Source organism: Pseudomonas citronellolis, from assembly GCF_900112375.1.
Classification (GTDB): Bacteria; Pseudomonadota; Gammaproteobacteria; order Pseudomonadales; family Pseudomonadaceae; genus Pseudomonas; species Pseudomonas citronellolis.
In genome coordinates this window covers 13,828-38,096 of record NZ_FOLS01000016.1, presented here as the reverse complement: position 1 = coordinate 38,096, position 24,269 = coordinate 13,828, and the positions used below count along the sequence as shown (strand labels likewise).

The following is a 24,269-nucleotide window of genomic DNA, read 5'->3' as shown; positions in this document are numbered from 1 at the left end:
CCCCAGGCCACTGCGGAGCCAGACTCGAAGCCCCTGTCCGGACCGCCCCGACCCTGACCGTGAAGCCGGGCAGGACTCGGGCCTATCGGCGTACAACCGCGAACGGTTGTACGCCCTACGGCTCCGCCCAGCCCCTCGTCCGCTCCACCGCCTTCTTCCAGCCCGCATACAGCCGCTCCCGCTCGGCCGCCTCGCAGTTGGGCTGGAACACTCGCTCGATCACCGCCTTGCCCTTCAGTTCGTCCAGGCCCTGCCAGAAGCCACTGGCCAGCCCCGCCAGCACGGCGGCGCCCAGCGCCGTGGTCTCGCGCATCTGCGGGCGTTCCACCGGGGTGCCGAGGATGTCGGCCTGGAACTGCATGAGGAAGTTGTTGGCCACCGCGCCGCCGTCCACGCGCAGGGCGCGCAAGGGCTCGCCGGCGTCCTGCTGCATGGCGTCGAGCACGTCGCGGGTCTGGTAGGCGATGGATTCCAGGGTGGCGCGGATCAGGTGGTCGGCCTTCACCCCGCGGGTCAGGCCGAACAGCGCGCCGCGGGCGTACGGGTCCCAGTAGGGCGCGCCCAGGCCGGTGAAGGCCGGCACCAGGTAGACGCCGTTGCTGTCCTTGACCTTGCTGGCGAAGTACTCGGAGTCGTGGGCGTCGTTGATCACCTTCAGCTCGTCGCGCAGCCACTGCACCGTGGAGCCGCCGTTGAACACCGCGCCTTCCAGGGCGTACTGCGGCTCGCCGCGGGGCCCGCAGGCGATGGTGGTGAGCAGGCCGTGGGTGGACTTCACCGCCTTGGCGCCGGTGTGCATCAGCAGGAAGCAGCCGGTGCCGTAGGTGTTCTTCGCCTGGCCGGGCTCCACGCAGAGCTGGCCGAACAGCGCGGCCTGCTGGTCGCCGGCGATCCCGGCGATGGGTGTGCGGTGCACGCCCAGGCCGCCGACCCGCGCCTGGCCGAACACCCCGGAGGAGGCCTGGACCTTCGGCAGCATGGCGCGGGGAATGTCCAGGGCCGCCAGCAGGCGATCGTCCCAGTCGAGCTTGTGGATGTCGAACAGCAGCGTGCGTGAGGCGTTGGTGTAGTCGGTGACGTGCACCTCGCCCTCGGTGAGCTTCCACACCAGCCAGCTGTCCACGGTGCCGAACAGCAGCTCGCCGCGGCGGGCGCGCTCGCGGGCGCCGTCGACGTTGTCGAGAATCCATTTCAGCTTGGTGCCGGAGAAATAGGGGTCGATGACCAGCCCGGTGGTGTCACGGATGTAGGGCTCCAGGCCGTCGGCGCGCAATTGCTCGCAGATGCCCGCGCTGCGCCGGCATTGCCAGACGATGGCGTTGTGGATCGGCCGACCCGTGGCCTTGTCCCACACCACCGTGGTCTCGCGCTGGTTGGTGATGCCGATGGCCGCCACCTCGCCGAAGCCGATGCTGGCCTGGGCCAGGGCCTCGACCAGGGTCGAACTCTGGGTGGCCCAGATTTCCATGGGGTCGTGCTCGACCCAGCCGGCCTGGGGGTAGATCTGCGCGAATTCGCGCTGGGCCACGCTGACCACGTTGGCGTCGCGGTCGAAGATGATGGCGCGGGAACTGGTGGTGCCCTGGTCGAGGGCGACGATGTATTTCTTGTTCTGGCTGTCGGTCATGACGTTGGCCTTGTGCTGCATCCGGCAGAGCCCGGGTCGTCTGCGACCTTAGGCCATTCCGCGCGCCGGGTGAAGGGCCGCGCGCAGGCGGATTCGGCCGGCGACCCTTGCTATGCTTGGGCATCGTTCACGGACAGACCCCGGACCGCCATGACCCCCGCCATCGACCTGCTGAAGAAGGCCCGCGCCGAGCACCGCGTGCTGAGCTACGAACACGATCCCAAGGCGCCGTCCTACGGCCTGGAGGCCGCCGAGAAGCTCGGCCTGGAGCCGGCGCGGGTGTTCAAGACGCTGCTCGCCGCCACCGAGAAGGGCGAACTACTGGTGGCCGTGGTACCGGTGGCCGGCAGCCTCGACCTGAAGGCCCTGGCCCACGCCGCCGGGGCGAAGAAGGCCGACATGGCCGAGCCCAGCGCCGCGCAGCGCGCCACCGGCTACCTGGTCGGCGGCATCAGCCCGCTGGGGCAGAAGAAGCGCCTGCGCACCTTCATCGACGAGTCCGCCCGGCAGTTCCCGAGCATCCACGTCAGCGCCGGACGCCGCGGCCTGGAGGTGGAGCTGAGCGCCGAGACCCTGGCCGGGCTGACCTCGGCCAGTTTCGCCGCCATCGGCCGGGCCTGAGGGCGCGACTGTGCCGATGCGAAAGTCGCACACTGTATAGCAGCGCCGAACGCGCGGGACGGCATGCTGGAGCCCCACTCAGAGGAGAACGCCATGCAGCTCGAATTCCACCAGGTCGATGCCTTCACCCACCGTCCGTTCGCCGGCAACCCGGCCATGGTCTATCGCCTGGACGCCTGGCTGGCCGACGAGCTGATGCAGAACATCGCCGCCGAGCACAACCTGTCGGAGACCGCCTTCCTGGTCCGCGAGGCCGATGGTTGGCGCATCCGCTGGTTCACCCCGGCCGCCGAGGTGCCGCTGTGCGGGCACGCCACCCTGGCCAGCGCCCATGTGCTGTTCGAAGTGTTCGGCGAGCCGGGCGAGCGCCTGGAGCTGAACTCGCTGTCCGGCCCGCTGCGGGTGTACCGCGAGGACCAGCGCCTGGCCCTGGACTTCCCGGCGCAGCCGCCGCGCGAGGCGGGCAGCACCGTGGAGCTGGAGCAGGCCCTGGGCCTGCCGGTGGTCGACGCGCTCGCCACCACGGCGCACCTGATGGTGCTGCTGGAATCGGAAGAGGCGGTGCGCGCCTGCACGCCGGACTTCGTCGCCCTGGCGAAGCTGCCGTACCTGGGCGTGATAGTCACCGCGCGGGGGGAGGGCGAGCATGACTTCGTCTCGCGCTTCTTCGCCCCGGCCATCGGCATCAACGAAGACCCGGTCACCGGCGCCGCCCACTGCTGCCTGATCCCCTACTGGTCGCAGCGCCTGAGCAAGCTGCAGCTGCGCGCCTTGCAGTGCTCGGCCCGCGGCGGCGAACTCTGGTGCCGGCTGGAAGGCGACCGCGTGCGTATCGCCGGCCAGGCGCGGCTGGTGGCGAGTGGGCGGTTGGTGATCTGACGGTGGGTTTGGCGTAGGGCGAATAACGCTCCGCGTTATCCGCCGTTTGGCCTTGGCCCCAGGCGGCTCCGGGGTTGGCCTGGGTGTTGGCTGGGGATTGGGTGTGGCGGCGTATAACCGCGAACGGTTATACGCCCTACGGTGGGCTTGGCGTAGGGCGGATAACGCTCCGCGTTATCCGCCGTTTGGCCTTGGTTCCAGGCGGCTTCGGGGTTGGCCTGGGCGTTGGCTGGGGCTTGGGTGTGGCGGCGTATAACCGCGAACGGTTATACGCCCTTCGTTTCCGGTGGTAATTCGATGATGAAACGTGTCCAGCCGTCTGCGGATTCGGCGCGGATGCTGCCGCCGTGGGCCTGGACGATGGAGCGGCAGATCGCCAGGCCGAGGCCGGCGTGCACGCCCTGGCCCTCGCGCTGGGCCGCCTCGCGGTGGTGGAAGCGGTCGAACAGCCTTGGCAGTTGCTCGGCGGGGATCGCCGGGCCCTGGTTCTCCACGCTGATCTGGCCGGGCTGCAGGCGCACGCGGATGGCGCCGTCTGCGGGAGTGAAGCGCAGGGCGTTGTCCAGCAGGTTGGCCAGCGTCCGGCGCAGCATGCCGCGGTCGCCGCGTACCTGCGCCTGGCCCTCGCGCGCCAGATGGACGCCCTGGTCCTCGGCCAGCGGCGCGTAGAACTCCAGCAGGGCATCCACTTCCGCGGCCAGGTCCAGGCTGTCGCGCCCGGGGGCCAGCAGGCCGTGGTCGGCCTTGGCCAGCAGCAACATGTCGTTGACCATCGCGGTCAGCCGCTGCAGTTCCTCCAGGTTGCCGTGCAGCGCCTCGCGGTAGTCGTCCTCGCCGCGCGGGCGCGACAGCACCACCTGGGTCTGCGTCAGCAGCGCGGTGAGCGGCGTGCGCAGTTCGTGGGCGATGTCCGCGGAGAACGCCGACAGGCGCTGGAAGGCTTCCTCCAGGCGCGCCAGCATGGCGTTCAGCTCGCTGGCCAGGCCGCGCAGTTCCGCGGGTAGGCGGCTGGCGTCCAGGCGGGTGGTCAGCGACTGCGCCGAGACCTGCGCCGCCACCTCGCGCATGCGCCGCAGCGGGCGCAGGCTGGCGCGGGTGGCCCAGGCGCCGAGCAGTGCGGTGGCCAGGGCGGAGAGGCCCATGGTCAGCCAGATCAACTGCTGCATGCGGCCGAGGAAGTGCTGGTGGTGGGTGATGTCCAGCACCAGGGTCAGCTGGCGCCCGGCGGGCTCGGCCGGGTCCAGCGGCACGCGCATCTCGCGGTAGGCGGGCGGTTCGCCCATGCCTTCCGTGCCGCTGCTCATGCGCGGCGGCTCGTCCAGCCAGCGCTGGCCGTCGGCGCCCTCCAGGCGCAGGCCCAGGTCCGGGTGGCGCGTCAGTTCGTGCTCCAGCGTTTTGCGTTGCGCAGTCAGGCCGGAGGGATCGCGCACCGGGCCGAGCAGTTCGCGGAAGAAGGGCAGGCGGCCGGCCATCACCTGGCGGTCCAGCTCGACGAAGTGCGCCTCGCTGGCGCGGCTGAACACCACCCCGGCGATCAGCGACACGGCCGCGGTGCAGGCGGCGAACAGCAGGCTCAGGCGGACGCCCAGCGAAACCCGCGCGGCGGCGCTCATGGCGCGCGCTCTTCGAGCACGTAGCCCATGCCGCGCACGGTGTGGATCAGGCGCTGCGGGAAGTCGTCGTCGACCTTGGCGCGCAGGCGGCGGATGGCCACCTCGATGACGTTGGTGTCGCTGTCGAAGTTCATGTCCCACACCTGGGAGGCGATCAGCGACTTGGGCAGCACCTCGCCATGGCGGCGCAGCAGCAGTTCCAGCAGGGCGAACTCCTTGGCGGTCAGCTCGATGCGCCGGCCGCCGCGCTGCACCCGGCGGCGCAGCAGGTCCAGCTCCAGGTCGGCCAGTTGCAGCACGGTCTCCTGCAACTGCTGGCCGCCGCGGCGCAGCAGGGTGCGCACGCGGGCCAGCAGCTCGACGAAGGCGAAGGGCTTGACCAGGTAGTCGTCGGCGCCCTGTTCCAGGCCGCGCACGCGGTCCTCCACCGCGTCGCGCGCGGTGAGGAACAGCACCGGCAGGGCCAGGCCAGCCTGGCGCACGGCCTGGAGGATCTGCCAGCCGTCGCGGCCGGGCAGCATGACGTCGAGGATCGCCAGGTCGTAGCCGCCGGACAGCGCCAGCTGTTCGCCCTCGGCGCCGTCGCCGCAGAGGTCCACGGCATAGCCGGCCTCGCTCAGGCCCTGGCGCAGGTACTGGCCGATGCGGGGTTCGTCTTCGACGATCAGCAGTTTCAAGGTGGATGGCCTCCGTGGCGGAATGCCGGTCATTGTATCCAGCGCTGCCGGTGGCGCCGCCAAGCTGACACAACTGTAATCTTCCCGACAGCCAACCGGCAGGTGGTCGGCGGCAACATTGGAGGCAGTCATCTGCAAGAGGTCCGCGTCATGCGTACACGCCAGCTTTTCAACGCCGCCATCCTCGGCCTCGCCGCCGCCTTCGCCCTGCCGGCCCTGGCCGACGCCGGCCACGGCCATGGGTACGACTTCGGCAAGCCGGCCGCGGCCGCGCAGGCCACCCGCAGCGTAGAGGTCACCCTGGGCGAGATGTACTTCGAGCCCAAGTCGCTGCAGGTGAAGGTTGGCGAGACGGTGCGCTTCGTCATCCACAACAAGGGCAGCCTGCTGCACGAATTCAACCTCGGCAACGCCGCCATGCACGCCGAGCACCAGAAGGAAATGCAGCAGATGCAGGCGATGGGCATGCTCACACCCACCGGCATGAGCCACGGCATGGCCGGCATGGGCCATTCGAAGATGATGAAGCACGACGACCCCAACAGCGTGCTGGTGGAGCCGGGCAAGACCGCCGAGCTGACCTGGACCTTCACCAGGGCCACCGTGCTGGAATTCGCCTGCAACATCCCCGGCCACTACCAGGCCGGCATGGTCGGCCGGTTGACCGTCGAGCCCTGAACGCCGGCGCAATTGGAGATGAATCAGCCCTCGTAGGAGCGCGCCGCGCCGGGATGCTCTTCGTAGGAGCGAGCTTGCTCGCGAATGAGCCCTGCAGCGGAGTCTGTTCGCGAGCAAGCTCGCTCCTACGAAAAGCCGTGCTCGCCTGCGACGTAGGAGCAACTGTCTATTGGCTTTCCGCGTTCGCGGGAATGACGGGGTATGAGGATGGTGCCTGGCCTCGACGCCGCTCAGGACAGCCCCCTCTCCCGCTTGCGGGAGAGGGTTGGGGAGAGGGCGCTCTCAAGCCCGGGTTCGTAGGGCATCGGTGCCCCGGCCAGCGGCGTATAACCGCGAACGGTTATACGCCCTACGTGCAGGAGGACTCCGTCCGCGATCCGCTCCGAGGCCGCCAACCGTCACCCGGGCCTCCCGCGCCTGCTGAAACCACCCGGGCATTTGTATACACTTGCCCGGCCCGCCACCCCGGCGGGCGCCGACACGATTCCCGCAGGTCCATTGCATGCAGCATCCCGCCGAACACTCGCCGCTGGGCAAATCCAGCGAATACGTCTCCACCTACGCGCCCGAGCTGCTGTTCCCCATCAGCCGCGCTACCAAGTGGGCCGAGTTGGGCCTGGACGGCGCCAACCTGCCGTACCGCGGCGTGGACATCTGGAACTGCTACGAACTGTCCTGGCTGACCCCCGGCGGCAAGCCGGTGGTGGCCATCGGCGAATTCGCCATCCCGGCGCAGTCGCCGAACATCATCGAGTCGAAGTCCTTCAAGCTCTACCTCAACTCGCTGAACCAGAGCCCGTTCGACAGCCGCGAGGCGCTGCGGGCGGTGCTGGAGCGCGACCTGTCCGCCGCCGCCGGCGCGCCGGTGGGCGTGCGCCTGCGCAGCCTGGACGAAGTGGCCGAGGAGGGCGTAGCGAAGCTGCCTGGCCGCTGCATCGACGACCTCGACATCGCCGTGGACAGCTACGACCACCCGCGCCCGGAACTGCTGCGTTGCGACGACGCCCGACGGGTGGACGAGGTGCTCTACAGCCACCTGCTGAAATCCAACTGCCCGGTCACCGGCCAGCCGGACTGGGGCACCCTGGTGGTGGACTACGCCGGCCCAGCGCTCGACCCCGCGAGCCTGCTGGCCTACGTGGTTTCCTTCCGCCAGCATCAGGATTTCCACGAGCAGTGCGTGGAGCGCATCTACCTCGACCTGCAGCGTCTGCTGCAGCCCAGCCGACTGACCGTTTATGCGCGCTATGTGCGTCGCGGGGGGTTGGATATCAACCCCTACCGCAGCAGCATGGATATCGCGCCGGACAATCGTCGGTTGGTGCGGCAGTAACGATACGGCTTCATCGCGGGCGGAGATTCCGGCGCGATTCGCGGATGAGATCCGCTTCTACGCTGCGCCACCCGCGCCATTCCCCTGTAGGAGCGCGCCCTGCGCGCGATATCGCGGACGGAGTCCGCTCCTACGGTTTCAGGGAAGCACGGTCGTAGGAGCGGACTCCGTCCGCGATTGACCTCCGGCCGCGCGATCGTAATCCCTCTCGTCATTCCCGCCGAATGCCTTTCCCGATACTGAATGGCATTCTGATTCTACGCCTTGCGGCCACCGCCCTGGGGAAAGAGCGCACGGCCAATGAAGCTGGCGGTGTCGCGCAAACTGCTGCCGATGCTTTCCAGCTCATCGCGGCGGTGCTGGGCGCTGATGCCGATGGCAGAAATGATGAAGCGCGGCTGCCGATCGCGGTCGGTGACCGCGCTGGCGACCATGCTCACGCCGCGGTACAGGTGGTCCTGATCCATGGCCCAGCCGCGTTCCAGGGCTTCGTGGGCGTCGGCCTGGTACTGCTCGAAGGCCGGCGGGTTCTCCCAGCGTACCCGTGACAGGCGCCGGCGCAGTTCGTCCTCCGGCAGTTGGCGCAGGCCGGCGATGCAGCGCCCGGCGGCGCCCACCAGTTCCGGCAGGCGCGTGCCCATGGCCACGTTGACGTGGGCGATCTGCGGCTCGGAGCGGGCGATCACGCGGATGTGCGCGTCGTCCGTGACCTGCCAGAGGGCGACGAGTATCCGGTGGGCCAGGCTCAGGCGCTCCAGTTCCGGCTGGATCAGGTCGGCGTAGCTGCGGCCGATGAAGCTCACCGCCAGTTCCGACAGGCCCAGGCCCAGCTGGTAGGTCTTGGTCTCGTTGTCGAACGACGCCAGCTGCTCGTTGTGCAGCGTGCGCAGGATATTGAAGGCGCTGCTGGGGCTGATGCCGGTGGCGCGGGCGATGGCGGCCACGCCTTCGGGGGCTTCGGCGTGGGCCAGGTGGCGGAGGATCTGAATGGCGTTCACCACGGCCCCCACATCCTTGGTGCTGGCGCTCTTGGTACTGGCTTCCGGTGCGGTTTCTTTGTTTTTCATATTCAGTATTCGGGTTGACATTCAGCGGGGTGAATATATGCTGGCTTCACGGAGCGCACAACCGCTGCCCTGAAGCCGCCGGTTGGTGCGTCCACGTCGTTGCACTTTGCAGCAAAGGTCGAACAAGAATAAAGGAGGACCTACGTGGCAGATCTCCCCGAGTGCGTCGTTCCGGGCCCCGAGGCCCAGTACCTCGCCTTCCTGGCCCAGGGCCGCTTCATGCTGCAGCGCAGCCGTTCCACCGGGCGCTACGTCTTCTACCCGCGCAACCTGGTGCCGGGCAGTGGCGAGGCGGACCTGGATTGGGTGCCGGCCAGCGGCCTGGGCACCCTCTATGCGATCACCGTGAACCGCGCCCGTGGCGGCGACTACAACGTCGCCCTGGTCGACCTGGACGAGGGCGTGCGCATGATGTCGCGCGTCGAGGGCCATCTCGAACTGCCCATCGGCACTCGCCTGAAGGCGCGTATCGTCGAGCAGGAAGGCACCCCCGTGGTGGTGTTCGACGCGCTTGCGGAGGTGCAGCCATGAGCCAGGTCCTGCGCGGCAAGACCGCCATCGTCGGCATCGGCAGCGCCGGCATCGGCGAGGCCCCCGGCCACAGCGCCATCGAACTGCTCGGCCAGGCCTCGGTGAAGGCCATCGCCGACGCCGGGCTGAAGCTGTCCGACATCGACGCGGTGTTCGCCGCCACCAGTTCCCACGCCTTCCCGACGCTGTCGGTCTGCGAATACCTGGGTATCCGCCCGAAGTTCGTCGACGGCACCAACATCGGCGGCTCCAGCTTCGAACTGCACCTGCTGCAGGCCACCCTGGCCCTGGAGGCCGGGCTGTGCGACGCGGCGCTGATCTGCTACGGCTCCAACCAGCGCACCGCCGGCGGCAAGCTGGTGTCCATGAGCGAGCCGCAGTGGCACGAGACGCCCTACAAGCCGCGCCACCCGATCACCGCCTACGCCCTGGCCGCCAGCCGCCACATGCACCAGTACGGCACCACCCGCGCGCAGCTGGCGGAGGTGGCGGTGGCCGCGCGGGGCTGGGCCAATCTCAACCCCGAGGCCTTCGCCCGCGGCCCGCTGACCGTCGAAGAGGTGCTCGCCGCGCGCATGGTCAGCGACCCGCTGAGCAAGGCCGACTGCTGCCTGGTCACCGACGGCGGCGGCGCCTGCGTGCTGGTGCGCGCCGACCGCGCCCGCGACCTGCCGAATGCGCCGGTGTATTTCCTTGGCGCCGCCGGTGCGCAGTGGCACCGCTCCATCGTGGCGATGCCCGACCTCACCGTCACCGCCGCCAGCGAAAGCGGCCCTCGGGCCATGGCGATGGCCGGGGTAGCGCACGCCGACATCGACCTGGTGATGCTCTACGACGCCTTCACCATCAATACCCTGCTGTTCCTCGAAGACCTCGGCTTCTGCCCGAAGGGCGAGGGCGGGCGCTTCGTCGAGGGCGGGCGCATCGCCCCCGGCGGCGAGTTGGCGGTGAATACCAATGGCGGCGGGCTGTCCTGCGTGCATCCGGGCATGTACGGCATGTTCCTGATCATCGAGGCGGTGACGCAGTTGCGCCGCCAGGCCGGCGAGCGCCAGTTGCGCAAGGCCGACGTCGCCCTGCTGCACGGCAACGGCGGCACCCTGTCCAGCCAGGTCACGGCCCTGCTCGGCACCCAGTCGGTGCTCTGAAACCCCCCGGGTTCGGCGCCCCACCGGTGGCCGCTCCGGCGGCCCGCCGTGGACGCGCTCGCCCTCGCGCCGGGACGGTCGGTCCGGCAACCGTCAACAGTTCAGGTGGAAAGCCATGTCAGTGAGTCACTCGCAACACCCTGGCAACGCCTCGTGCTTCGCCAGCCTCACGCCCCTGCTGCAACCGCGTTCCGTGGCCGTGGTCGGCGCCTCCAGCGACCCGCACCGCATCGGTGGCCGGCCCATCGCCTACATGCTGCGCAACGGCTTCGGCGGCCGCATCCTGCCGGTGAACCCCAACCGCAGCGAAATCCAGGGCCTGCCGGCCTTCGCCAGCGTCGAGGCGCTGCCCGAGGCGCCCGACGTGGCCATAGTCGCGCTGCCGGCGCCGCAGGTGCTGGAGACCATCCAGGCCCTGGGCCGCAAGGGCGCGCGCAGCGCCATCGTGTTCTCCTCCGGCTTCAGCGAGGTGGGCGGCGAGGGCGTGCTGATGCAGGAGGCCATGGTCGAGGCCGCCCGCGCGGCGAACATGCGCCTGCTGGGCCCCAACGCCCTGGGCGTGTTCAACGCCAACCTGGGCTACTACGCCTTCTTCTCCACCAGCCTGGAGCGCGGCATCCCGCTGGCCGGGCGCGTCGGCATCGCCACCCAGTCCGGCGCCTACGGCGCGCACCTGCTGGGCCTGGCGCGGCAGCGCGGGCTGGGCACGCCGATCTGCGTGGCCACCGGCAACGAGGCCGACGTCACCCTGGGCGACGCCATCGGCTGGCTGGTGGAGTCGCCGGAAGTCGACGTGGTCATGGCCTACGCCGAATCCATCCGCAACGTCGACAGCTTCCTCGCCGCCCTGGCGGCCGCCCACCGCGCCGGCAAGCCGGTGATCCTGCACAAGGTCGGGCGCAGTGAGCTGGGCGGCCGCGCGGCCATGTCTCACACCGCTTCCCTGGCCGGCGACGACAAGGTGCTGGACGCGGTGCTGGCCGACTACGCGGTGGTCCGCGCGCGCAATACCGAGGAACTGATCGACATCGCCTACCTCGCCACCCAGCGCATCTACCCGGTGGCCAACAGCCTGGGGATGATCACCGTCAGCGGCGGCGCCGGGATCATCGTCAGCGACGCCGCCGAGGACGTCGGCCTGCCGATGCCGCCCATGCCCGAGGCGGCTCAGGCGCGGCTGAAGCAGCGGCTGTCGTTCGCCTCGCCGATCAACCCGGTGGACTGCACCGCCCAGGCCCTGAACGACCTGAGCCTGGTGCATGACTTCACCGAATCCATGGTGGTGGACGGCGGCTACAAGTCGCTGATCGCCTTCTTCACCCAGGCCGGTACCGTCGCCTCCATCGGCCCGAAGCTGGCCGAGCAGTTCGGCCGGATCAAGGCCGACCACCCGGACCGCCTGTTCGTGGTCTCGGTGATGGGCGAGGGCGACGAGCTGGAACCCTACCGCAAGGCCGGCTTCGCCCTGTTCGAGGACCCGACCCGCGCGGTGCACGCCATCCAGGCCATGGGCCGGCTCGGCGAGGCTTTCGCCAAACCGTTGCGCCAGGTGCCGGCGCCCGGCGGCGTGGAGCTGCCGCCGCGCACGCCGGGGGAGGCCGAGGCCAAGCAGCTACTGGCCCGCGCCGGTATCGAGTCGGCGCCGGAGCGGGTGCTGGTCAGCGCCGCGGAGGCCGCCGCCTTCGCCGAGCAGATCGGCTTCCCGGTGGTGCTGAAGATCGCCTCGGCGGACATCCTGCACAAATCGGAGATCGGCGGCGTGTTGCTGGGCGTGGACAGCGCCGCGGCGGTGCGCGAAGGCTTCGACCTGCTGCTGCAGCGCGCCGCCGAACATGCCCCGCAGGCCCGCATCGACGGCGTGCTGGTGGCGCGTCAGCTGCAGGGCGGCGTGGAGTGCTTCATGGGCATCCAGCGCGACCCGCTGTTCGGCCCGGTGGCGCTGTTCGGCCTCGGTGGCATCTTCGTCGAAGTGCTCAAGGACGTGGTGTTCCGCCGCTGCCCGTTCGGCGCGGAGGAGGCCGAGGCGATGATCCGCAGCATCAAGGGCGCGCCGCTGCTGCTCGGCGCCCGCGGCCGCCCGGTGACCGACGTGAAGGCGCTGGCGCAGGTGCTCTCGCGGCTCTCGCAGTTCGCCGCCCAGGCCGGCCCGCGGCTGCGCTCGGTGGACCTCAACCCGGTGTTCGCCATGCCCGAGGGGCAGCGCGCCTGGGCCGCCGACGCAGTGCTGGAAGTCGAGGAGGTGGCCGATGGCGCTGAATCCTGAGCACCTGCTGAACTACCGCATCCCCGAGGTGCGCCAGCGCTATAGCCGCGAGGACAGCGCCTTCTACGCGCTGTCGGTGGGCCTGGGCGCCGACCCCCTGGACGAGCACCAACTGGCCTTCGTCGACGCCAATCGCGATCTCCAGGCGCTGCCCTGCATGGCCGTGGTGCTGGGCCACCCGGGCTTCTGGCTGGGCAACCCGGACACCGGCGTCGACGCCCTGCGCCTGGTGCATGGCGAGCAGAGCGTGGAGTGGCTCAAGCCGCTGCCGCCCGAAGGCGAGGTGATCGGCCGTACCCGCGTCACCGGCCTGGTGGACAAGGGCGCCGGCAAGGGCGCGCTGCTGTACAGCGAGAAGGTGTTGAGCGATGCCGTCAGCGGCGAGGTGCTGGCCATTGCCCGCGGCACTACCTTCCTGCGCGGCGACGGCGGTTTCGGCGGCGACAGCCAGTCGCTTAGTCAGCCGCACAGCCTGCCCGAGCGCGCGCCGGACCTGGTCATCGACCTGCCGACGCGCCCGGAGCAGGCCCTGTACTACCGCCTCAACGGCGACGACAACCCGCTCCACGCCAGCCCGGCGGCAGCGGCCCGCGGCGGCTTCCCCCGGCCGATCCTGCATGGCCTGTGCACCCTCGGCGTGGCCTTCCACGCGTTGTTGCGCGGCTTCGCCGACTACCGCGCGGAACGCTTCGGGCAGTTGCAGGTGCGTTTCTCCGCGCCGGTATTCCCCGGCGAGACCCTGCGTACGGAAATCTGGAACGACGGCTCCTTCCGCACCCGCGTGGTCGAGCGTGATCGGGTGGTGCTGGACAACGGCCACGTGCGCCTGACGCCGGAGGCGAACAGCTGAGCCGGGCGGCATGGCGACAACTCCCTCAACCAACCTGCGAGAACAAGAACAATGAGCGCATCCATGAGTCCTCCCCAGGACGCCGGGTTCCCCCGGCGGACCCTGGTCATCGCCTTCTTCTTCTGCTTCCTCGGGCTGCTCGCCGACGGCGTCGACCTGATGTTCCTCGCCTACAGCCTGAACAGCCTCAAGGCCGAGTTCGGCCTGAGCAACTTCGAGGCCGGCTCGCTGGGCAGCATCACCCTGGCCGGCATGGCCATCGGCGGCATCTACGGCGGCTGGTGCTGCGACCGCTTCGGCCGGGTGCGGGTGGTGACCTGGACCATCGTGATCTTCTCGCTCGGCACCGCGCTGCTGGGGCTCACCCACAACTACTGGCAGTTCGCGCTGATCCGCTTCCTGTCCTCGCTGGGCCTGGGCTCGCTGTTCGTCGCCTGCAACATCCTGATGTCCGAGTTCGTCGCCAGCAAATACCGCACCACCATTCTGGCGACCATGCAGGCCGGCTGGACCGTGGGCTACCTGGTGGCGACCATCCTCGCCGGGCAGATCATCCCCGAGTTCGGCTGGCGCACGCTGTTCTTCACCGCCCTGGCGCCGGCGCTGATCTGCCTGGCGCTGCGCCCCTGGGTGCCGGAGTCGCCATCGTGGCTGGCGGCTCGCGCCCAGCGCCGCCAGCAGCCGGCCGGCGCGCGCGCCGCACCCGCCGCCCGTGGCGGCGTGCAGGGCCTGCTGGCCGATGCGGGCACGCGGCGCATGTTCCTGCTGTGGACGCTGACCTCGTGCTTCCTGCTGTTCGGCTACTACGGCACCAACAACTGGATGCCCTCGTACCTGGAAAGCGAGCTGGGCATGAACTTCAAGTCCATGACCGGCTACATGGTCGGCACCTACACCGCGATGATCCTCGGCAAGGTGGCCGCCGGGGTGGCCTCGGACCGCTTCGGCCGCCGCGCCACCTTCGCCGCCGGCGCCATCGGCAGCGCCATCTTCATGCCGCTGATCGTGTTCTGGCACACGCCGGACAACATCGTCTGGATCCTCACCCTGTTCGGCTTCATCTACGGCGTGCCGGTGGGCGTGCTGGCCACCTACATGACCGAGAGCTTCTCCACCCGGGTGCGCGGCGCCGCGGTGGGCACCGCCTACAACCTCGGCCGCGTCGGCGCGGCGGTGGCGCCGGCGGCCATCGGCCTCTTGGCCTCGCACATCTCCATCGGCGCCGGCTTCCTGGTGATGGGCATCACCTACGTGATCACCGGCCTGATCCCGGCGCTGTTCATCCCCGACCGCCTGTACGACCCGAACCGCGCATCGAGCGACGCCGATGCCAGCGTCGAGCCCGCCGCCCCGGCGCGCGCCGATGCCACCGAGCCGCGGCCGGTGAAGGCCTGAGCCCATGACGGAGCCCCTTGCGATGAACGATTCACCCATGGCGGCCAGCCTGGCCGAGCCCGCGACGGTGTTTCCCACCGGCCACTTCACCTTCCAGGAGTTCATCGGCCTGGAACGCTGGGCCGAGGGCGAGCTGGCGCGCATCCGCCTGAAGCACCGCGCGGAGCTGATGAACTACCTCGGCCACTTCCACGGCGGGGTGCTGATGACCGTGCTCGACGCCGCCATGGCCGGAGCCATCCGCATCTGCTCGCCGGGCTGCTCGATGGTCACCATCGACATGGCCACGCACTTCATGGGCACCGCCCGCGGCGAGCTCAACGCCGTCGGCCGGGTGCTACGGCGCACGCGCAACCTGTGCTTCTGCACAGCCGAGATCCACAACGAGGACGGCGAGCTGGTCGCCAGCGCCTCGGGCAGCTTCAAGTACCGGGCCGCCGAGGCCGGGAGCCGTTCCACCGACACGAGTACGACGACATGACCGACACCGCCGAACTGGCCCGCGAGCGCGAGGAGCGCTTGCGCATGATCCGTGACAGCGCCGCCTCCCTGGTTCCGCCCGACGGCGACCTGGGCCGGGTGCGCCGCCTGCGCTTCAACGAGCCGGGCGTGGACCGCGCAGCCTGGGCCGAAGTTTGCGCCATGGGCTGGCCGGGCCTGCGCCTGGGAGAAGAGTTGGGCGGCAGCGGCTTGGGCATGGCCGAATACGCCGCGCTGCTGGAGGAACTGGGGCGCGGCCTGCTGCCGGAGCCGCTGATCGAGGCGAGCCTGGTGGCGCCGCTGCTGCCGGACGCGGAGCGCGAAGCGCTGCTGGCCGGCGAAAAGCTGGTGTTGCCGGCGGGCATCGTCTACGACGAAGGCGCCGCGCTGCCGCAACTGCGTGACGGCAAGCTGCATGGCGAGGTCGGCCATGTCGCCCTGGGCGCCGCCGCCGATGCTTGGCTGGTGGCCTGCGACGGCGGCCTGGCGTTGGTGGAGCGCGGCGCCGAAGGACTGCGCCTGAGCCAGGAACCGACCCAGGACGGTGGCCACCTGGCGCGCCTGCGTTTCGACGCCACGCCGGCACGCGTGCTGGCGGCACCGCCCGCCGCGCTGGACGAAGCTACGCTGGCCTGCGCCGCCTACCTGGTGGGGTTGATGGACGCCGCCTTCGAGCGCACCCGCGACTACCTCGGCGTGCGCAGCCAGTTCGGCCGCGCCATCGGCAGCTTCCAGGCCCTGCAGCACCGCATGGTCGACCTGAAGATCCAGATCGAACTGGCGCGCGCCGTGGTCGCCCGGGCCGCCGACGCCATCGACACCCGGACGCCGCTGGCCGAGGTCCGGCGCCTGGTGTCCACCGCCAAGGTGCGCGCCGCCGAGGCCGCGCTGCTGGTCACCCGCCAGGCGATCCAACTGCACGGCGGCATCGGCTTCACCGACGAGGCCGACATCGGCCTGTTCCTGCGCCGCGCCATGGTGCTGCTCAACGCCCAGGGTTCGCTGGCCTTTCACAAGGCGCGCTATATCGCGCTGCTGCAACGCGAGGTGGCCTGATGAGCGGGATGCTGCTGCAAGAGACGCACGGCAGCGTGCGCCTGCTGCGCTTCAACAACCCGGCGCGGCGCAACGCGCTGGCCCCGGCGCTGCGCCAGGAACTGCTGCAGGCTCTGCGCGAGGCCGACGCCGACGCGCAGGTGCGCAGCGTGGTGATCACCGGCAGCGCGGAAGTGTTCTGCGCCGGCGGCGACCTCAGCGACATGAACGTCGACGGGCTCGGCGCCGGCCGCGCGCGCATGCACAACAACGCTGCCCTGGTGCAGCAGATGGTGCGCATGGGCAAGCCGCTGATCGCCGCTATAGAAGGTTGGGCGGTGGGCGCCGGGCTGTCCGTGGCACTGGCCTGCGACAGCCTGGTGTGCGGCGGCACGGCGCGCTTCGCCGCCGGCTTCGGCAAGGTCGGCCTGCTCGCCGACCTCGGCCTGCTGCATACCCTGCCGGCGCGGGTGGGGCACGGCCAGGCCCGGCAGATCCTGATGTTCGGCCAGGTGGTTGAGGCCGAGGAAGCGCTGCGCATCGGCCTGGTGGACCAGCTCTGCGCACCCGGCGCCGCGCTGGACGCGGCCCTGGCCCGCGCCGCCCTGGTCGAACAGCAGGCGCCGTTGCCGCTGGCCATGACCAAGGCCCTGCTCGCCGATGGCCTCGACTTGCTGCTGGAGCGCGAGGGCGAGTTGCAGAGCCAGTTGTTCCTCAGCGCCGACCATGCCGAGGGCAAGGCGGCCTTCCTGGCCAAGCGCACCCCCGCATTCACCGGACAATGAGCCGAGGGCACTGAAATGACCGACTACAACGCCATGGGCGATGGCGAGTTCTGCCTGAGGGTGCGCGAGTGGATCGCCGCCAACTACCCGCAACGCATCCGCAACCCGGCCCACCGCCTGGGCCGCGACGACACCTGGGAGTGGTACCAGGCGCTGTCGCGCCAGGGCTGGCTGTGCCCCGGCTGGCCGGTGCGCTACGGCGGCATGGGCCTTTCCGCCGGCAAGCAACTGATCATGATCGAGGAAATGGAAGGCTACGGCTGCGCGCGCCTGCCCGACAGCGGCATCACCATGCTCGGCCCGCTGCTGATCCGTTACGGCAGCGACGCCCAGCGCGAGCGCTTCCTGCCGCGCATCCTCAGCGGCGAGGACATCTGGTGCCAGGGCTACAGCGAGCCCAACGCCGGCTCCGACCTGGCCAGCCTGCGCACCGAGGCGGTGCTGGAGGGCGGCCAGTGGCGGATCAACGGCCAGAAGACCTGGACCACCATGGGCAGCGAGGCCAACTGGATCTTCGTGCTGGCGCGCACCGAGCGCGGCGGCAAGCTGCAGCAGGGCATCAGCTTCCTGCTGGTGCCGATGGACAGCCCCGGCGTGGAGGTGCGGCCGATCCTCAACCTGGAGCTGCAGGGCGAGTTCTGCGAGGTGTTCTTCAACGACGTGCGGGTGCCGGCCGACCACCTGGTGGGCGAGGTCAACCAGGGTTGGAGCATGGCCAAGGCGCTGCTGGGCTTCGAGCGCATCTTCCTCGGCTCGCCCAAGCAGGCCACCTTCGCCTTCGAGCGCCTGGCGCGCCTGGCCCGGCGCCAGGGCCTGTGGGACGACCCGGCGTTCGCCCAGCGCTTCGCCGCGCTGGGCATGGACCTGGACTGCCACAAGGCGCTGTACGGGCACTTCGCCGAGCGCCTGCGGCGCGGCGAGAACCTGGGCCCGGAGGTGTCGATGCTGAAGGTCCACCAGTCCGAGCTGTACCAGCGCATCAGCGAACTGGGCCTGGAGATCGCCGGCCCCGATTCGGCGCTGCTGCAGCCCTTGGCCGACGACCCCGAGCTGCACCCGGCGGGCATCTTCATCCAGTCGCGGCCCACCACCATCTACGGCGGCACCAACGAAATCCAGCGCAACATCCTGGCCAAGAGCCTGCTCGGCCTGCCGGGCTGAAGGCCGCAGCCGAATCCATACGAGAGGAAAGAGTGATGAGTGAACGACTGAACGAAGGCAAGGTAGCGATCGTCACCGGCGCCGGTGGCGGCATCGGCCGCGAGATCGCCCTGGCCCTGGCCGCCAGCGGGGCGAAGGTGCTGATCAACGACATCGGCGTGTCGTTGGGCGGCGAGGGCGGCTCGGCCTCGCCGGCCGAGGAAACCCTCGGGCTGATCCGCCAGCGCGGCGGCGAGGGGGCGATCAATACCGACAGCGTGTCGGACTGGGACAGCGCCCGGCGCATCGTCGCCAGCGCCCTGGACGCCTTCGGCCGGCTGGACATAGTGGTCAACAACGCCGGCATCCTGCGCGACGCCATCTTCCACAAGATGAGCGCCGAGGACTGGCTGTCGGTGATCAACGTGCACCTCAACGGCAGCTTCTTCGTCAGCCGCGCCGCCGCCGAGCGCTTCCGCGAGCAGGGCAGCGGCGCCTTCGTGCACATGACCAGCACCTCGGGGCTGATCGGCAACTTCGGCCAGGCCAACTACTCGGCGGCCAAGTTGGGCATAGTCGCGCTGTCCAAGTCCATTGCCCTCGACATGCAGCGCTACAACGTGCGTTCCAACTGCATCGCGCCCTTCGCCTGGAGCCGCATGACCGACTCCATCCCGGCCGATACCCCGGAACAGAAGGCGCGGGTGGAGAAGCTGCAGCGCATGACCCCCGATAAGAACGCGCCGCTGGCCGTGTACCTGGCCTCCGACGCCGCCCGCGAGGTCAACGGCCAGGTGTTCGCCGCGCGCAACCACGAGCTGTTCCTGATGAGCCAGAGCCGCCCGCTGCGCAGCGTGCACAGCGAGCACGGCTGGACGCCGCAGAGCATCGCCGAGCACGGCATGCCGGCGCTGCGCGGCAGCTTCATGGACCTGGCGCGCAGCCCGGACGTGTTCTCCTGGGACCCGATCTGACCACGGAGGCGTCATGGGTATCTTCAACACCCGTTTCACCGAGACCTTCGGCGTCGAGCACCCGATCATGCAGGGCGGCATGCAGTGGGTGGGGCGCGCCGAGCTGGCCGCGGCGGTGGCCAACGCCGGCGGCCTGGCGACGCTGTCGGCGCTGACGCAGCCGCGCCCGGAGGCGCTGGCCGGGGAGATCGCGCGTTGCCGCGAGCTGACCGACAAGCCCTTCGGCGTCAACCTGACGCTGCTGCCGACGCAGAAGCCGGTGCCCTATGCCGAGTACCGCGCGGCGATCATCGAGGCCGGCATCGGCGTGGTCGAGACCGCCGGCAACAACCCCGGCGAGCACATCGCCGAGCTGCGCCGGCATGGCGTCAAGGTGATCCACAAGTGCACCTCGCTGCGCCATGCGCTCAAGGCCGAGCAACTGGGCGTGGACGCGGTGTCCATCGACGGCTTCGAGTGCGCCGGCCACCCGGGCGAGGACGACATCCCCGGGCTGGTGCTGATCCCGGTCGCGGCCAAGCGCCTGCGGGTGCCGATCATCGCTTCCGGCGGTTTCGCCGACGGCCGCGGGCTGGTGGCGGCGCTGGCGCTGGGGGCGGACGCGATCAACATGGGCACGCGCTTCCTCAGCACCCGCGAATGCCCGATCCACCCGCAGGTGAAGGCGGCCATTCGCGCCGCCGACGAGCGTTCCACCGACCTCATCATGCGCAGCCTGCGCAACACCGCGCGGGTGGCGCGCAACGCGGTGAGCCAGGAAGTACGGGCGATCGAGGCGCGCAGCGGCGCCACCTACGCCGACATCGCCGCGCTGGTCAGCGGCCAGCGCGGGCGCGCCGTCTACGAGCAGGGCGACACCGACCTGGGCATCTGGTCGGCCGGCATGGTCCAGGGCCTGATCGATGACGAGCCAAGTTGCGCCGAGCTGCTGCGCGGCATCGTCGAACAGGCCCGCGCCCTGGTGCGCCAGCGCCTGGAGGGCATGCTCGCCGACTGATCGCCATTCTCACGCGGCGCCGCAGGAGGGCGCCGCCTCACCTCACCGAACGAAGAGACAACAACAATGAAAAATCTTCCCGCACGGGCGCTGGCCTCGGTCGCCGCCTGCCTACCGTTCTGCGCCCAGGCCGACTTCATCGGCGACAGCAAGGCCAGCCTGGAACTGCGCAACTTCTACTTCAACCGCGACTACCGCCAGGCCGGCGCCAGCCAGTCCTATTCCGAGGAATGGGCCCAGGGCTTCCTGCTGCGCTACGAGTCCGGCTACACCGAGGGCAGCATCGGCGTGGGCCTGGACGCCCTGGGCCTGCTCGGGCTCAAGCTCGACTCCAGCCCGGACCGCTCCGGCTCCGGCCTGCTGCCGTACTCGGCCAGCGACCGCCGTGCCGCCGACGATTATTCCGACCTGGGCCTGACCGCCAAGCTGCGCGCCGCCAACAGCACGCTGAAGATCGGCACCCTGACGCCCAAGCTGCCGGTGGTGCAGTACAACGACACCCGCCTGCACCCGCAGACCTTCCAGGGCGGCCTGGCGGAAATCAACGAGATCGACGGCCTGGCCGTGCAGCTTGGCCAGTTGCGCCAGGTGAAGCAGCGCGACTCGACCAACGCCGAGGACCTGAGCATCACCCGCGGCAACAAGCGCAACATCCAGCCCGGGCGGCATAGCACCAGCGACCGCTTCAACCTGGCTGGCGGCAGCTACCGCTGGAGCGACAGCCTGAGCACCAGCTACCACTACGGCAACCTGGAGGACTTCTACCGCCAGCACTACCTGGGCCTGGTGCACCAGCTACCGATCGCCAAGGACCAGTCGCTGAAGTCCGACATCCGCTGGGCGCGCTCCACCGACGAGGGCGGCAGCAACGTCGACAACCGCGCGCTCAACGCCCTGTTCACCTACCGCCTGGGCGGCCATGGCTTCGGCCTGGGCTACCAGCGCATGTCCGGCGACACCGGCTACGCCTACCTGGCCGGCACCGACCCGTACCTGACCAACTTCGTGCAGATCGGCGACTTCGCCAACAAGGACGAGCGTTCCTGGCAGCTGCGCTACGACTTCGACTTCGCCGCCGTCGGCCTGCCCGGGCTGACCTTCATGACGCGCTACCTGCGCGGCGACAACATCGACTTGCTCAACGGCCAGGGCAACGGCAAGGAATGGGAACGTGACACCGACATCGGCTACGTGGTGCAGAGCGGGGCGCTGAAGAACCTGGGCCTGAAGGTGCGCAACGGCAGTTTCCGCAGCGACTTCGGCAACGACGTGGACGAAACCCGCGTCATCATCAGTTACACATTGCCGCTCTGGTAAAGGCGATGCGGCCCGCGCCAAGAGGGGGCGGGCCGCCGGGGGGAAGGGTTCAGATGCCCATGTTGGCCAGGCTCTGCATGATCGAGCGCAGGGTGCCGGCGAGGGTCGGGTGGCTGACCTCGAAGCGCTCCACCGCCAGGTTGACGCCATCCAGCAGGCTGTCGTCGGCGAGAGCTTCCTCGTTGGCCAGTTGCAGTTCGATGTCTTCTATCAGCGTCTCCAGCTCCCCGCGCTGCTCTTCGCTCAGCGGCGGCTGCTGTTCCAGCTGGTCGCGCAGTCGCTGCAGTTCTTCACGCAGTTGACGTGTCGGCATGGTGGTTTCCTTCTGCGGTGGCTACCCAGGATGGACCGCCGCGCGGCGGCGAAAAATCCATCTCCATGCCACACAGCTTAACCCGCCGAACGCAACCGTGTCTGATGCCCGTCAATGCGCAGCAGGCGTTCCAGCAGCGGGAAGAAGTGCGCAAGCTCCGGGGTGCGCATGGCCGGGTCCTTGCCCAGGTCGTCCAGGCGCCGCAGGGTGACGGCGTCCTGGGCGTAGGGGGCGCTGAGGAAGGCGCTGGCGCCGCGCTCGTCGAAGGGCCCGCCCTGCAGCGCCAGGCTGTGCCGCGAGGCCGGCGACAGGCCGGCGTGGTAGGCGGCGTCCACCGCGCACAGGTAGCGCTTGGCGGCCACGTGCAGGCGGACCGGCTGCCACACCGATTCGGGCAGCAGCTCGCGCAGCAGCTTGGCGCCGACTTCCTCGTGGCGCAGGTCGCGGGCCTCGATCTCGTCGGGGTTTTCGTAGAGGTGGCCGATGTCGTGCAGCAGCGCGGCGATCACCAGGGCGTCGGAGCAGCCGGCGCGCTCGGCCAGGGTGGCGCATTGCAGGGCGTGCTCGGCCTGGCTCACCGATTCGCCGTAGGGCTCGGCGCCGTGGCTGGCGAAGCGTTCGGCCAGCTCGTCGAGGAAGGCGTGGCGGGCGCGGTTCATGGCTTTTCTCCTTTGGCGCGGCGGCTGGCGATGTCCAGCAGGCAGGAATCCAGCTCGCCCAGGTGGTCGATGACCGAGTGCACGCCCAGGCGGTACAGGCCGAAGGTCGCCTGGGCGCGGCGCAGGTCGCGCTGGTTGCCATCCAGCGCTTCCCAGTCGCGCATCGACAGGCCGCACAACGGGCCGCTGGCGGCCAGGCCGATGGTCCACAGCCCGGCATTGAGGCCGGCCTGGAGCAGCCGCGGCTGGCTGCTCACCAGCACGCAGCCGTCCAGCTGCGGGGTACCCAGCTCCATCAGCGCGCGCCAGCAGGCGTCCGGCGCCGGCCAGGGCCGCCCGGCGTGGGCGATGCCGCTGTCCAGGGCGCCGTCGAGGGCGGCGGCCAGGCGTTCGCTGGCCGGTTCCGGCAGTTCCTCCAGCCAGGCGCAGGGCACGCCCTGGCGGTTCAGCTGGTGCAGGGCGGACAGGGCTTCGGCGATGGGCTCGGCATGGGCGTCGGCGGCTTCGGCCAGGCGTTTGCGGAAGCGCGCGACCTCCTCGGCGCTGGGCAGGCGGCCGAGCACATGGCCCAGGGCCTGCTGCGGGGCCAGGGTGGCGGCCTCGGCGAGGCGTTCCTGCGGGCAGTCCGGGCAGCTCTGCTGCAGGGCGCGGGGCAGGGTGCGGGCGCCGAAGTCCACCAGGTCGCCGGCGAGTCCGAAGAGCAGGGAGGTGAAGCGGGGTAGGTCGGCGGCAGTCGAGGCGGGCATGGCAGGACGTCTGGACAATGGTCTAGGCCAGACTAGACGCGCATTGTGACGATCCGGTGAAGCCGGCCTGCGCGCGGACCCGCTGCCTTTATAATGGCGCGCCTTTCGCTGGAGAGCCCACCATGGCGGCCGAACGACCCCTGCATTACCTGCGCATCCGCGACCAACTGGCCGGGGACATCCGCCAGGGCGGCCTGGCCGCGAAGCTGCCGGGCGAGCGCGAGCTGGCCGAGCGCTTCGGCTGCACCCGGGTGACCCTGCGCGAGGCCCTGCAGCAGCTGGAGACCGAGGGCCTGCTGTACCGCGAGAACCGCCGCGGCTGGTTCGTCGCGCCGCCGCGGGTGCGCTACAACCCGACGCGCACCGCCGGTTTCATGGACTACGTCGCCGCCCAGGGCCGCCAGCCGCGCACCGAGACGCTGCGCCGCGAGGTGCGCGCGGCGGACGCACGGCTCGCCGCACGCATGGGCCTGGAGGAGGGCGCCCGGCTGTTCGCCATCGAGCGGCGGCGCTGGATCGACCAGCGCCCGGTGATGCTGGAGCGCATCCTGCTGGACGCCGCCTGGTGCCCGGGCTTGCTGGAGGAGGACCTGGACGGTTCCCTCACCCAGGTGCTGCGCGAACGCCTCGGCAAGCGCCCGCAGCGCTGCGAGCTGGCCATGCACCCCTGCGCCCTGGGCGCCGCGGAGGCCGAGCCGCTGCAGCTGGCGCCGGGCGCGCCGGGGCTGTTCCTCGAACGCCTGAGCTACGCCGAGGACGACCGGCTGGTGGAGCTGGACCAGGAGTTCTGGCGGCCGGATGCTCTGGAGATTGTCATCCAGGCCCGCTACCCGGACTGAATCGGGCGAGGTGGCTTTTTGTAGGAGCGAGCTTGCTCGCGAATGGGGCTGTTCGTGCCACCGGGGTGTCCTGCGTGGCCGGTGAATCCAATCGCGGACGAAGTCCGCTCCTACGCCCGTGCCTCCCTGTAACCGTAGGAGCGGACTCTGTCCGCGATTCGGACTTCCAGTAGCGTAGGGCGAATAACCGTTCGCGGTTATCCGCCGCCTCACCTTTCTCATCGACCCTGCCTCGGTCGGTCCGGGGGAATGCGTGACCAGCGCCAGGCTCGACACCGAGCGGGCCGGTAACCAAGGTCAAA

At 70.0% G+C, this 24,269-nt stretch carries 24 protein-coding genes; 17 read left to right on the top strand and 7 right to left on the bottom strand.

Annotation, left to right across the window (positions count from 1 at the left end):
- Positions 1-115: 115 nt before the first annotated feature.
- On the bottom strand, positions 116-1,627 hold the full coding sequence (gene glpK / locus BM060_RS16245; RefSeq protein ID WP_074981168.1) for a glycerol kinase GlpK: 1,512 nt from the start codon (positions 1,625-1,627) through the stop codon (positions 116-118).
- A 150-nt stretch (positions 1,628-1,777) separates the two neighbouring features.
- Here glpK and ybaK point away from each other — a divergent pair, with 150 nt between their 5' ends.
- Together ybaK and BM060_RS16235 are read left to right on the top strand one after the other, a co-directional pair.
- On the top strand, positions 1,778-2,248 hold the full coding sequence (ybaK, locus tag BM060_RS16240) for a Cys-tRNA(Pro) deacylase (RefSeq protein WP_074980996.1): 471 nt from the start codon (positions 1,778-1,780) through the stop codon (positions 2,246-2,248).
- Between the two features lie 93 nt (positions 2,249-2,341).
- Positions 2,342-3,127 carry a PhzF family phenazine biosynthesis protein gene (locus tag BM060_RS16235; RefSeq protein WP_074980994.1) on the top strand — a complete coding sequence of 262 codons (786 nt, stop codon included), beginning with the start codon at positions 2,342-2,344 and terminating at the stop codon, positions 3,125-3,127.
- Between the two features lie 266 nt (positions 3,128-3,393).
- On the opposite strand, the gene BM060_RS16230 is transcribed toward BM060_RS16235, so the two are convergent.
- Positions 3,394-4,740, bottom strand: coding sequence for a heavy metal sensor histidine kinase (locus BM060_RS16230; RefSeq protein WP_074980993.1), 1,347 nt, complete (start codon positions 4,738-4,740; stop codon positions 3,394-3,396).
- Complete coding sequence (locus tag BM060_RS16225; RefSeq protein WP_074980991.1) at positions 4,737-5,417, bottom strand: heavy metal response regulator transcription factor; 681 nt, start codon at positions 5,415-5,417, stop codon at positions 4,737-4,739. Before BM060_RS16225 ends, BM060_RS16230 begins: the two co-directional genes overlap by 4 nt.
- Before the next feature lie 150 nt (positions 5,418-5,567).
- Here BM060_RS16225 and copI point away from each other — a divergent pair, with 150 nt between their 5' ends.
- Both copI and queF read left to right on the top strand, forming a co-directional pair.
- Positions 5,568-6,095: a copper-resistant cuproprotein CopI gene (gene copI, locus BM060_RS16220; protein ID WP_074980990.1), complete on the top strand. Its 528-nt coding sequence runs from the start codon at positions 5,568-5,570 to the stop codon at positions 6,093-6,095.
- A gap of 502 nt (positions 6,096-6,597) precedes the next feature.
- On the top strand, positions 6,598-7,428 hold the full coding sequence (queF, locus tag BM060_RS16215; RefSeq protein ID WP_074980988.1) for an NADPH-dependent 7-cyano-7-deazaguanine reductase QueF: 831 nt from the start codon (positions 6,598-6,600) through the stop codon (positions 7,426-7,428).
- 257 nt (positions 7,429-7,685) lie between these two features.
- On the opposite strand, the gene BM060_RS16210 is transcribed toward queF, so the two are convergent.
- On the bottom strand, positions 7,686-8,495 hold the full coding sequence (locus BM060_RS16210; protein WP_058071330.1) for an IclR family transcriptional regulator: 810 nt from the start codon (positions 8,493-8,495) through the stop codon (positions 7,686-7,688).
- Positions 8,496-8,639: 144 nt separating this feature from the next.
- On the opposite strand from BM060_RS16210, the gene BM060_RS16205 reads away from it, so the two are divergent.
- The 12 genes from BM060_RS16205 (at position 8,640) to BM060_RS16150 (ending at position 21,410) form a co-directional block, all read left to right on the top strand.
- Complete coding sequence (locus tag BM060_RS16205; protein WP_074980986.1) at positions 8,640-9,026, top strand: Zn-ribbon domain-containing OB-fold protein; 387 nt, start codon at positions 8,640-8,642, stop codon at positions 9,024-9,026.
- Positions 9,023-10,174 carry a thiolase family protein gene (locus BM060_RS16200; protein WP_074980984.1) on the top strand — a complete coding sequence of 384 codons (1,152 nt, stop codon included), beginning with the start codon at positions 9,023-9,025 and terminating at the stop codon, positions 10,172-10,174. The genes BM060_RS16205 and BM060_RS16200 overlap by 4 nt, the downstream gene beginning before the upstream one ends.
- A gap of 115 nt (positions 10,175-10,289) precedes the next feature.
- Positions 10,290-12,437, top strand: coding sequence for an acetate--CoA ligase family protein (locus BM060_RS16195; protein WP_074980982.1), 2,148 nt, complete (start codon positions 10,290-10,292; stop codon positions 12,435-12,437).
- Positions 12,421-13,287 (top strand): MaoC/PaaZ C-terminal domain-containing protein, encoded by an 867-nt coding sequence (locus BM060_RS16190; RefSeq protein WP_074980980.1) that lies wholly within the window; start codon positions 12,421-12,423, stop codon positions 13,285-13,287. The genes BM060_RS16195 and BM060_RS16190 overlap by 17 nt, the downstream gene beginning before the upstream one ends.
- A 51-nt stretch (positions 13,288-13,338) precedes the next feature.
- Positions 13,339-14,682, top strand: a complete 1,344-nt coding sequence (locus tag BM060_RS16185) for an MFS transporter (RefSeq protein ID WP_074980978.1) — start codon at positions 13,339-13,341, stop codon at positions 14,680-14,682.
- 37 nt (positions 14,683-14,719) lie between these two features.
- Complete coding sequence (locus BM060_RS16180; protein WP_074980976.1) at positions 14,720-15,163, top strand: PaaI family thioesterase; 444 nt, start codon at positions 14,720-14,722, stop codon at positions 15,161-15,163.
- Positions 15,160-16,218: an acyl-CoA dehydrogenase family protein gene (locus BM060_RS16175; RefSeq protein WP_074980974.1), complete on the top strand. Its 1,059-nt coding sequence runs from the start codon at positions 15,160-15,162 to the stop codon at positions 16,216-16,218. The genes BM060_RS16180 and BM060_RS16175 overlap by 4 nt, the downstream gene beginning before the upstream one ends.
- Positions 16,218-16,982 (top strand): enoyl-CoA hydratase/isomerase family protein, encoded by a 765-nt coding sequence (locus BM060_RS16170; protein ID WP_074980972.1) that lies wholly within the window; start codon positions 16,218-16,220, stop codon positions 16,980-16,982. Before BM060_RS16175 ends, BM060_RS16170 begins: the two co-directional genes overlap by 1 nt.
- 15 nt (positions 16,983-16,997) lie before the next feature.
- On the top strand, positions 16,998-18,143 hold the full coding sequence (locus tag BM060_RS16165) for an acyl-CoA dehydrogenase family protein (protein ID WP_074980971.1): 1,146 nt from the start codon (positions 16,998-17,000) through the stop codon (positions 18,141-18,143).
- A 35-nt stretch (positions 18,144-18,178) separates the two neighbouring features.
- Complete coding sequence (locus BM060_RS16160; RefSeq protein ID WP_074980970.1) at positions 18,179-19,096, top strand: SDR family NAD(P)-dependent oxidoreductase; 918 nt, start codon at positions 18,179-18,181, stop codon at positions 19,094-19,096.
- Positions 19,097-19,109: 13 nt separating this feature from the next.
- Positions 19,110-20,093 carry an NADH:ubiquinone reductase gene (locus BM060_RS16155; RefSeq protein WP_074980967.1) on the top strand — a complete coding sequence of 328 codons (984 nt, stop codon included), beginning with the start codon at positions 19,110-19,112 and terminating at the stop codon, positions 20,091-20,093.
- A 66-nt stretch (positions 20,094-20,159) separates the two neighbouring features.
- Positions 20,160-21,410 (top strand): OprD family porin, encoded by a 1,251-nt coding sequence (locus BM060_RS16150; RefSeq protein ID WP_074980966.1) that lies wholly within the window; start codon positions 20,160-20,162, stop codon positions 21,408-21,410.
- Positions 21,411-21,459: 49 nt separating this feature from the next.
- Here the strand turns inward: BM060_RS16150 and BM060_RS16145 are convergent, their stop codons facing one another.
- From BM060_RS16145 to pcrP, 3 genes are all read right to left on the bottom strand, one after another.
- Positions 21,460-21,723 carry a DUF4404 family protein gene (locus BM060_RS16145; protein WP_009619150.1) on the bottom strand — a complete coding sequence of 88 codons (264 nt, stop codon included), beginning with the start codon at positions 21,721-21,723 and terminating at the stop codon, positions 21,460-21,462.
- A gap of 77 nt (positions 21,724-21,800) precedes the next feature.
- Complete coding sequence (locus tag BM060_RS16140) at positions 21,801-22,382, bottom strand: phosphonate degradation HD-domain oxygenase (protein WP_061561261.1); 582 nt, start codon at positions 22,380-22,382, stop codon at positions 21,801-21,803.
- Positions 22,379-23,128, bottom strand: a complete 750-nt coding sequence (gene pcrP / locus BM060_RS16135) for an HAD superfamily inactivated hydrolase PcrP (RefSeq protein ID WP_074980964.1) — start codon at positions 23,126-23,128, stop codon at positions 22,379-22,381. Before pcrP ends, BM060_RS16140 begins: the two co-directional genes overlap by 4 nt.
- Positions 23,129-23,250: 122 nt before the next feature.
- Here pcrP and BM060_RS16130 point away from each other — a divergent pair, with 122 nt between their 5' ends.
- Positions 23,251-23,967 carry a UTRA domain-containing protein gene (locus BM060_RS16130; RefSeq protein ID WP_074980962.1) on the top strand — a complete coding sequence of 239 codons (717 nt, stop codon included), beginning with the start codon at positions 23,251-23,253 and terminating at the stop codon, positions 23,965-23,967.
- The last annotated feature ends 302 nt before the right edge of the window (positions 23,968-24,269 follow it).

What these genes read in the sequence shown, in the direction of transcription:
- glpK (WP_074981168.1), bottom strand. Translation starts at nt 1,627, where the DNA reads ATGACCGACAGCCAGAACAAGAAATACATCGTCGCCCTCGACCAGGGC.
- ybaK (WP_074980996.1), top strand. Translation starts at nt 1,778, where the DNA reads ATGACCCCCGCCATCGACCTGCTGAAGAAGGCCCGCGCCGAGCACCGC.
- BM060_RS16235 (WP_074980994.1), top strand. Translation starts at nt 2,342, where the DNA reads ATGCAGCTCGAATTCCACCAGGTCGATGCCTTCACCCACCGTCCGTTC.
- BM060_RS16230 (WP_074980993.1), bottom strand. Translation starts at nt 4,740, where the DNA reads ATGAGCGCCGCCGCGCGGGTTTCGCTGGGCGTCCGCCTGAGCCTGCTG.
- copI (WP_074980990.1), top strand. Translation starts at nt 5,568, where the DNA reads ATGCGTACACGCCAGCTTTTCAACGCCGCCATCCTCGGCCTCGCCGCC.
- queF (WP_074980988.1), top strand. Translation starts at nt 6,598, where the DNA reads ATGCAGCATCCCGCCGAACACTCGCCGCTGGGCAAATCCAGCGAATAC.
- BM060_RS16210 (WP_058071330.1), bottom strand. Translation starts at nt 8,495, where the DNA reads ATGAAAAACAAAGAAACCGCACCGGAAGCCAGTACCAAGAGCGCCAGC.
- BM060_RS16200 (WP_074980984.1), top strand. Translation starts at nt 9,023, where the DNA reads ATGAGCCAGGTCCTGCGCGGCAAGACCGCCATCGTCGGCATCGGCAGC.
- BM060_RS16195 (WP_074980982.1), top strand. Translation starts at nt 10,290, where the DNA reads ATGTCAGTGAGTCACTCGCAACACCCTGGCAACGCCTCGTGCTTCGCC.
- BM060_RS16190 (WP_074980980.1), top strand. Translation starts at nt 12,421, where the DNA reads ATGGCGCTGAATCCTGAGCACCTGCTGAACTACCGCATCCCCGAGGTG.
- BM060_RS16185 (WP_074980978.1), top strand. Translation starts at nt 13,339, where the DNA reads ATGAGCGCATCCATGAGTCCTCCCCAGGACGCCGGGTTCCCCCGGCGG.
- BM060_RS16180 (WP_074980976.1), top strand. Translation starts at nt 14,720, where the DNA reads ATGGCGGCCAGCCTGGCCGAGCCCGCGACGGTGTTTCCCACCGGCCAC.
- BM060_RS16175 (WP_074980974.1), top strand. Translation starts at nt 15,160, where the DNA reads ATGACCGACACCGCCGAACTGGCCCGCGAGCGCGAGGAGCGCTTGCGC.
- BM060_RS16170 (WP_074980972.1), top strand. Translation starts at nt 16,218, where the DNA reads ATGAGCGGGATGCTGCTGCAAGAGACGCACGGCAGCGTGCGCCTGCTG.
- BM060_RS16165 (WP_074980971.1), top strand. Translation starts at nt 16,998, where the DNA reads ATGACCGACTACAACGCCATGGGCGATGGCGAGTTCTGCCTGAGGGTG.
- BM060_RS16160 (WP_074980970.1), top strand. Translation starts at nt 18,179, where the DNA reads ATGAGTGAACGACTGAACGAAGGCAAGGTAGCGATCGTCACCGGCGCC.
- BM060_RS16155 (WP_074980967.1), top strand. Translation starts at nt 19,110, where the DNA reads ATGGGTATCTTCAACACCCGTTTCACCGAGACCTTCGGCGTCGAGCAC.
- BM060_RS16150 (WP_074980966.1), top strand. Translation starts at nt 20,160, where the DNA reads ATGAAAAATCTTCCCGCACGGGCGCTGGCCTCGGTCGCCGCCTGCCTA.
- BM060_RS16145 (WP_009619150.1), bottom strand. Translation starts at nt 21,723, where the DNA reads ATGCCGACACGTCAACTGCGTGAAGAACTGCAGCGACTGCGCGACCAG.
- BM060_RS16140 (WP_061561261.1), bottom strand. Translation starts at nt 22,382, where the DNA reads ATGAACCGCGCCCGCCACGCCTTCCTCGACGAGCTGGCCGAACGCTTC.
- pcrP (WP_074980964.1), bottom strand. Translation starts at nt 23,128, where the DNA reads ATGCCCGCCTCGACTGCCGCCGACCTACCCCGCTTCACCTCCCTGCTC.
- BM060_RS16130 (WP_074980962.1), top strand. Translation starts at nt 23,251, where the DNA reads ATGGCGGCCGAACGACCCCTGCATTACCTGCGCATCCGCGACCAACTG.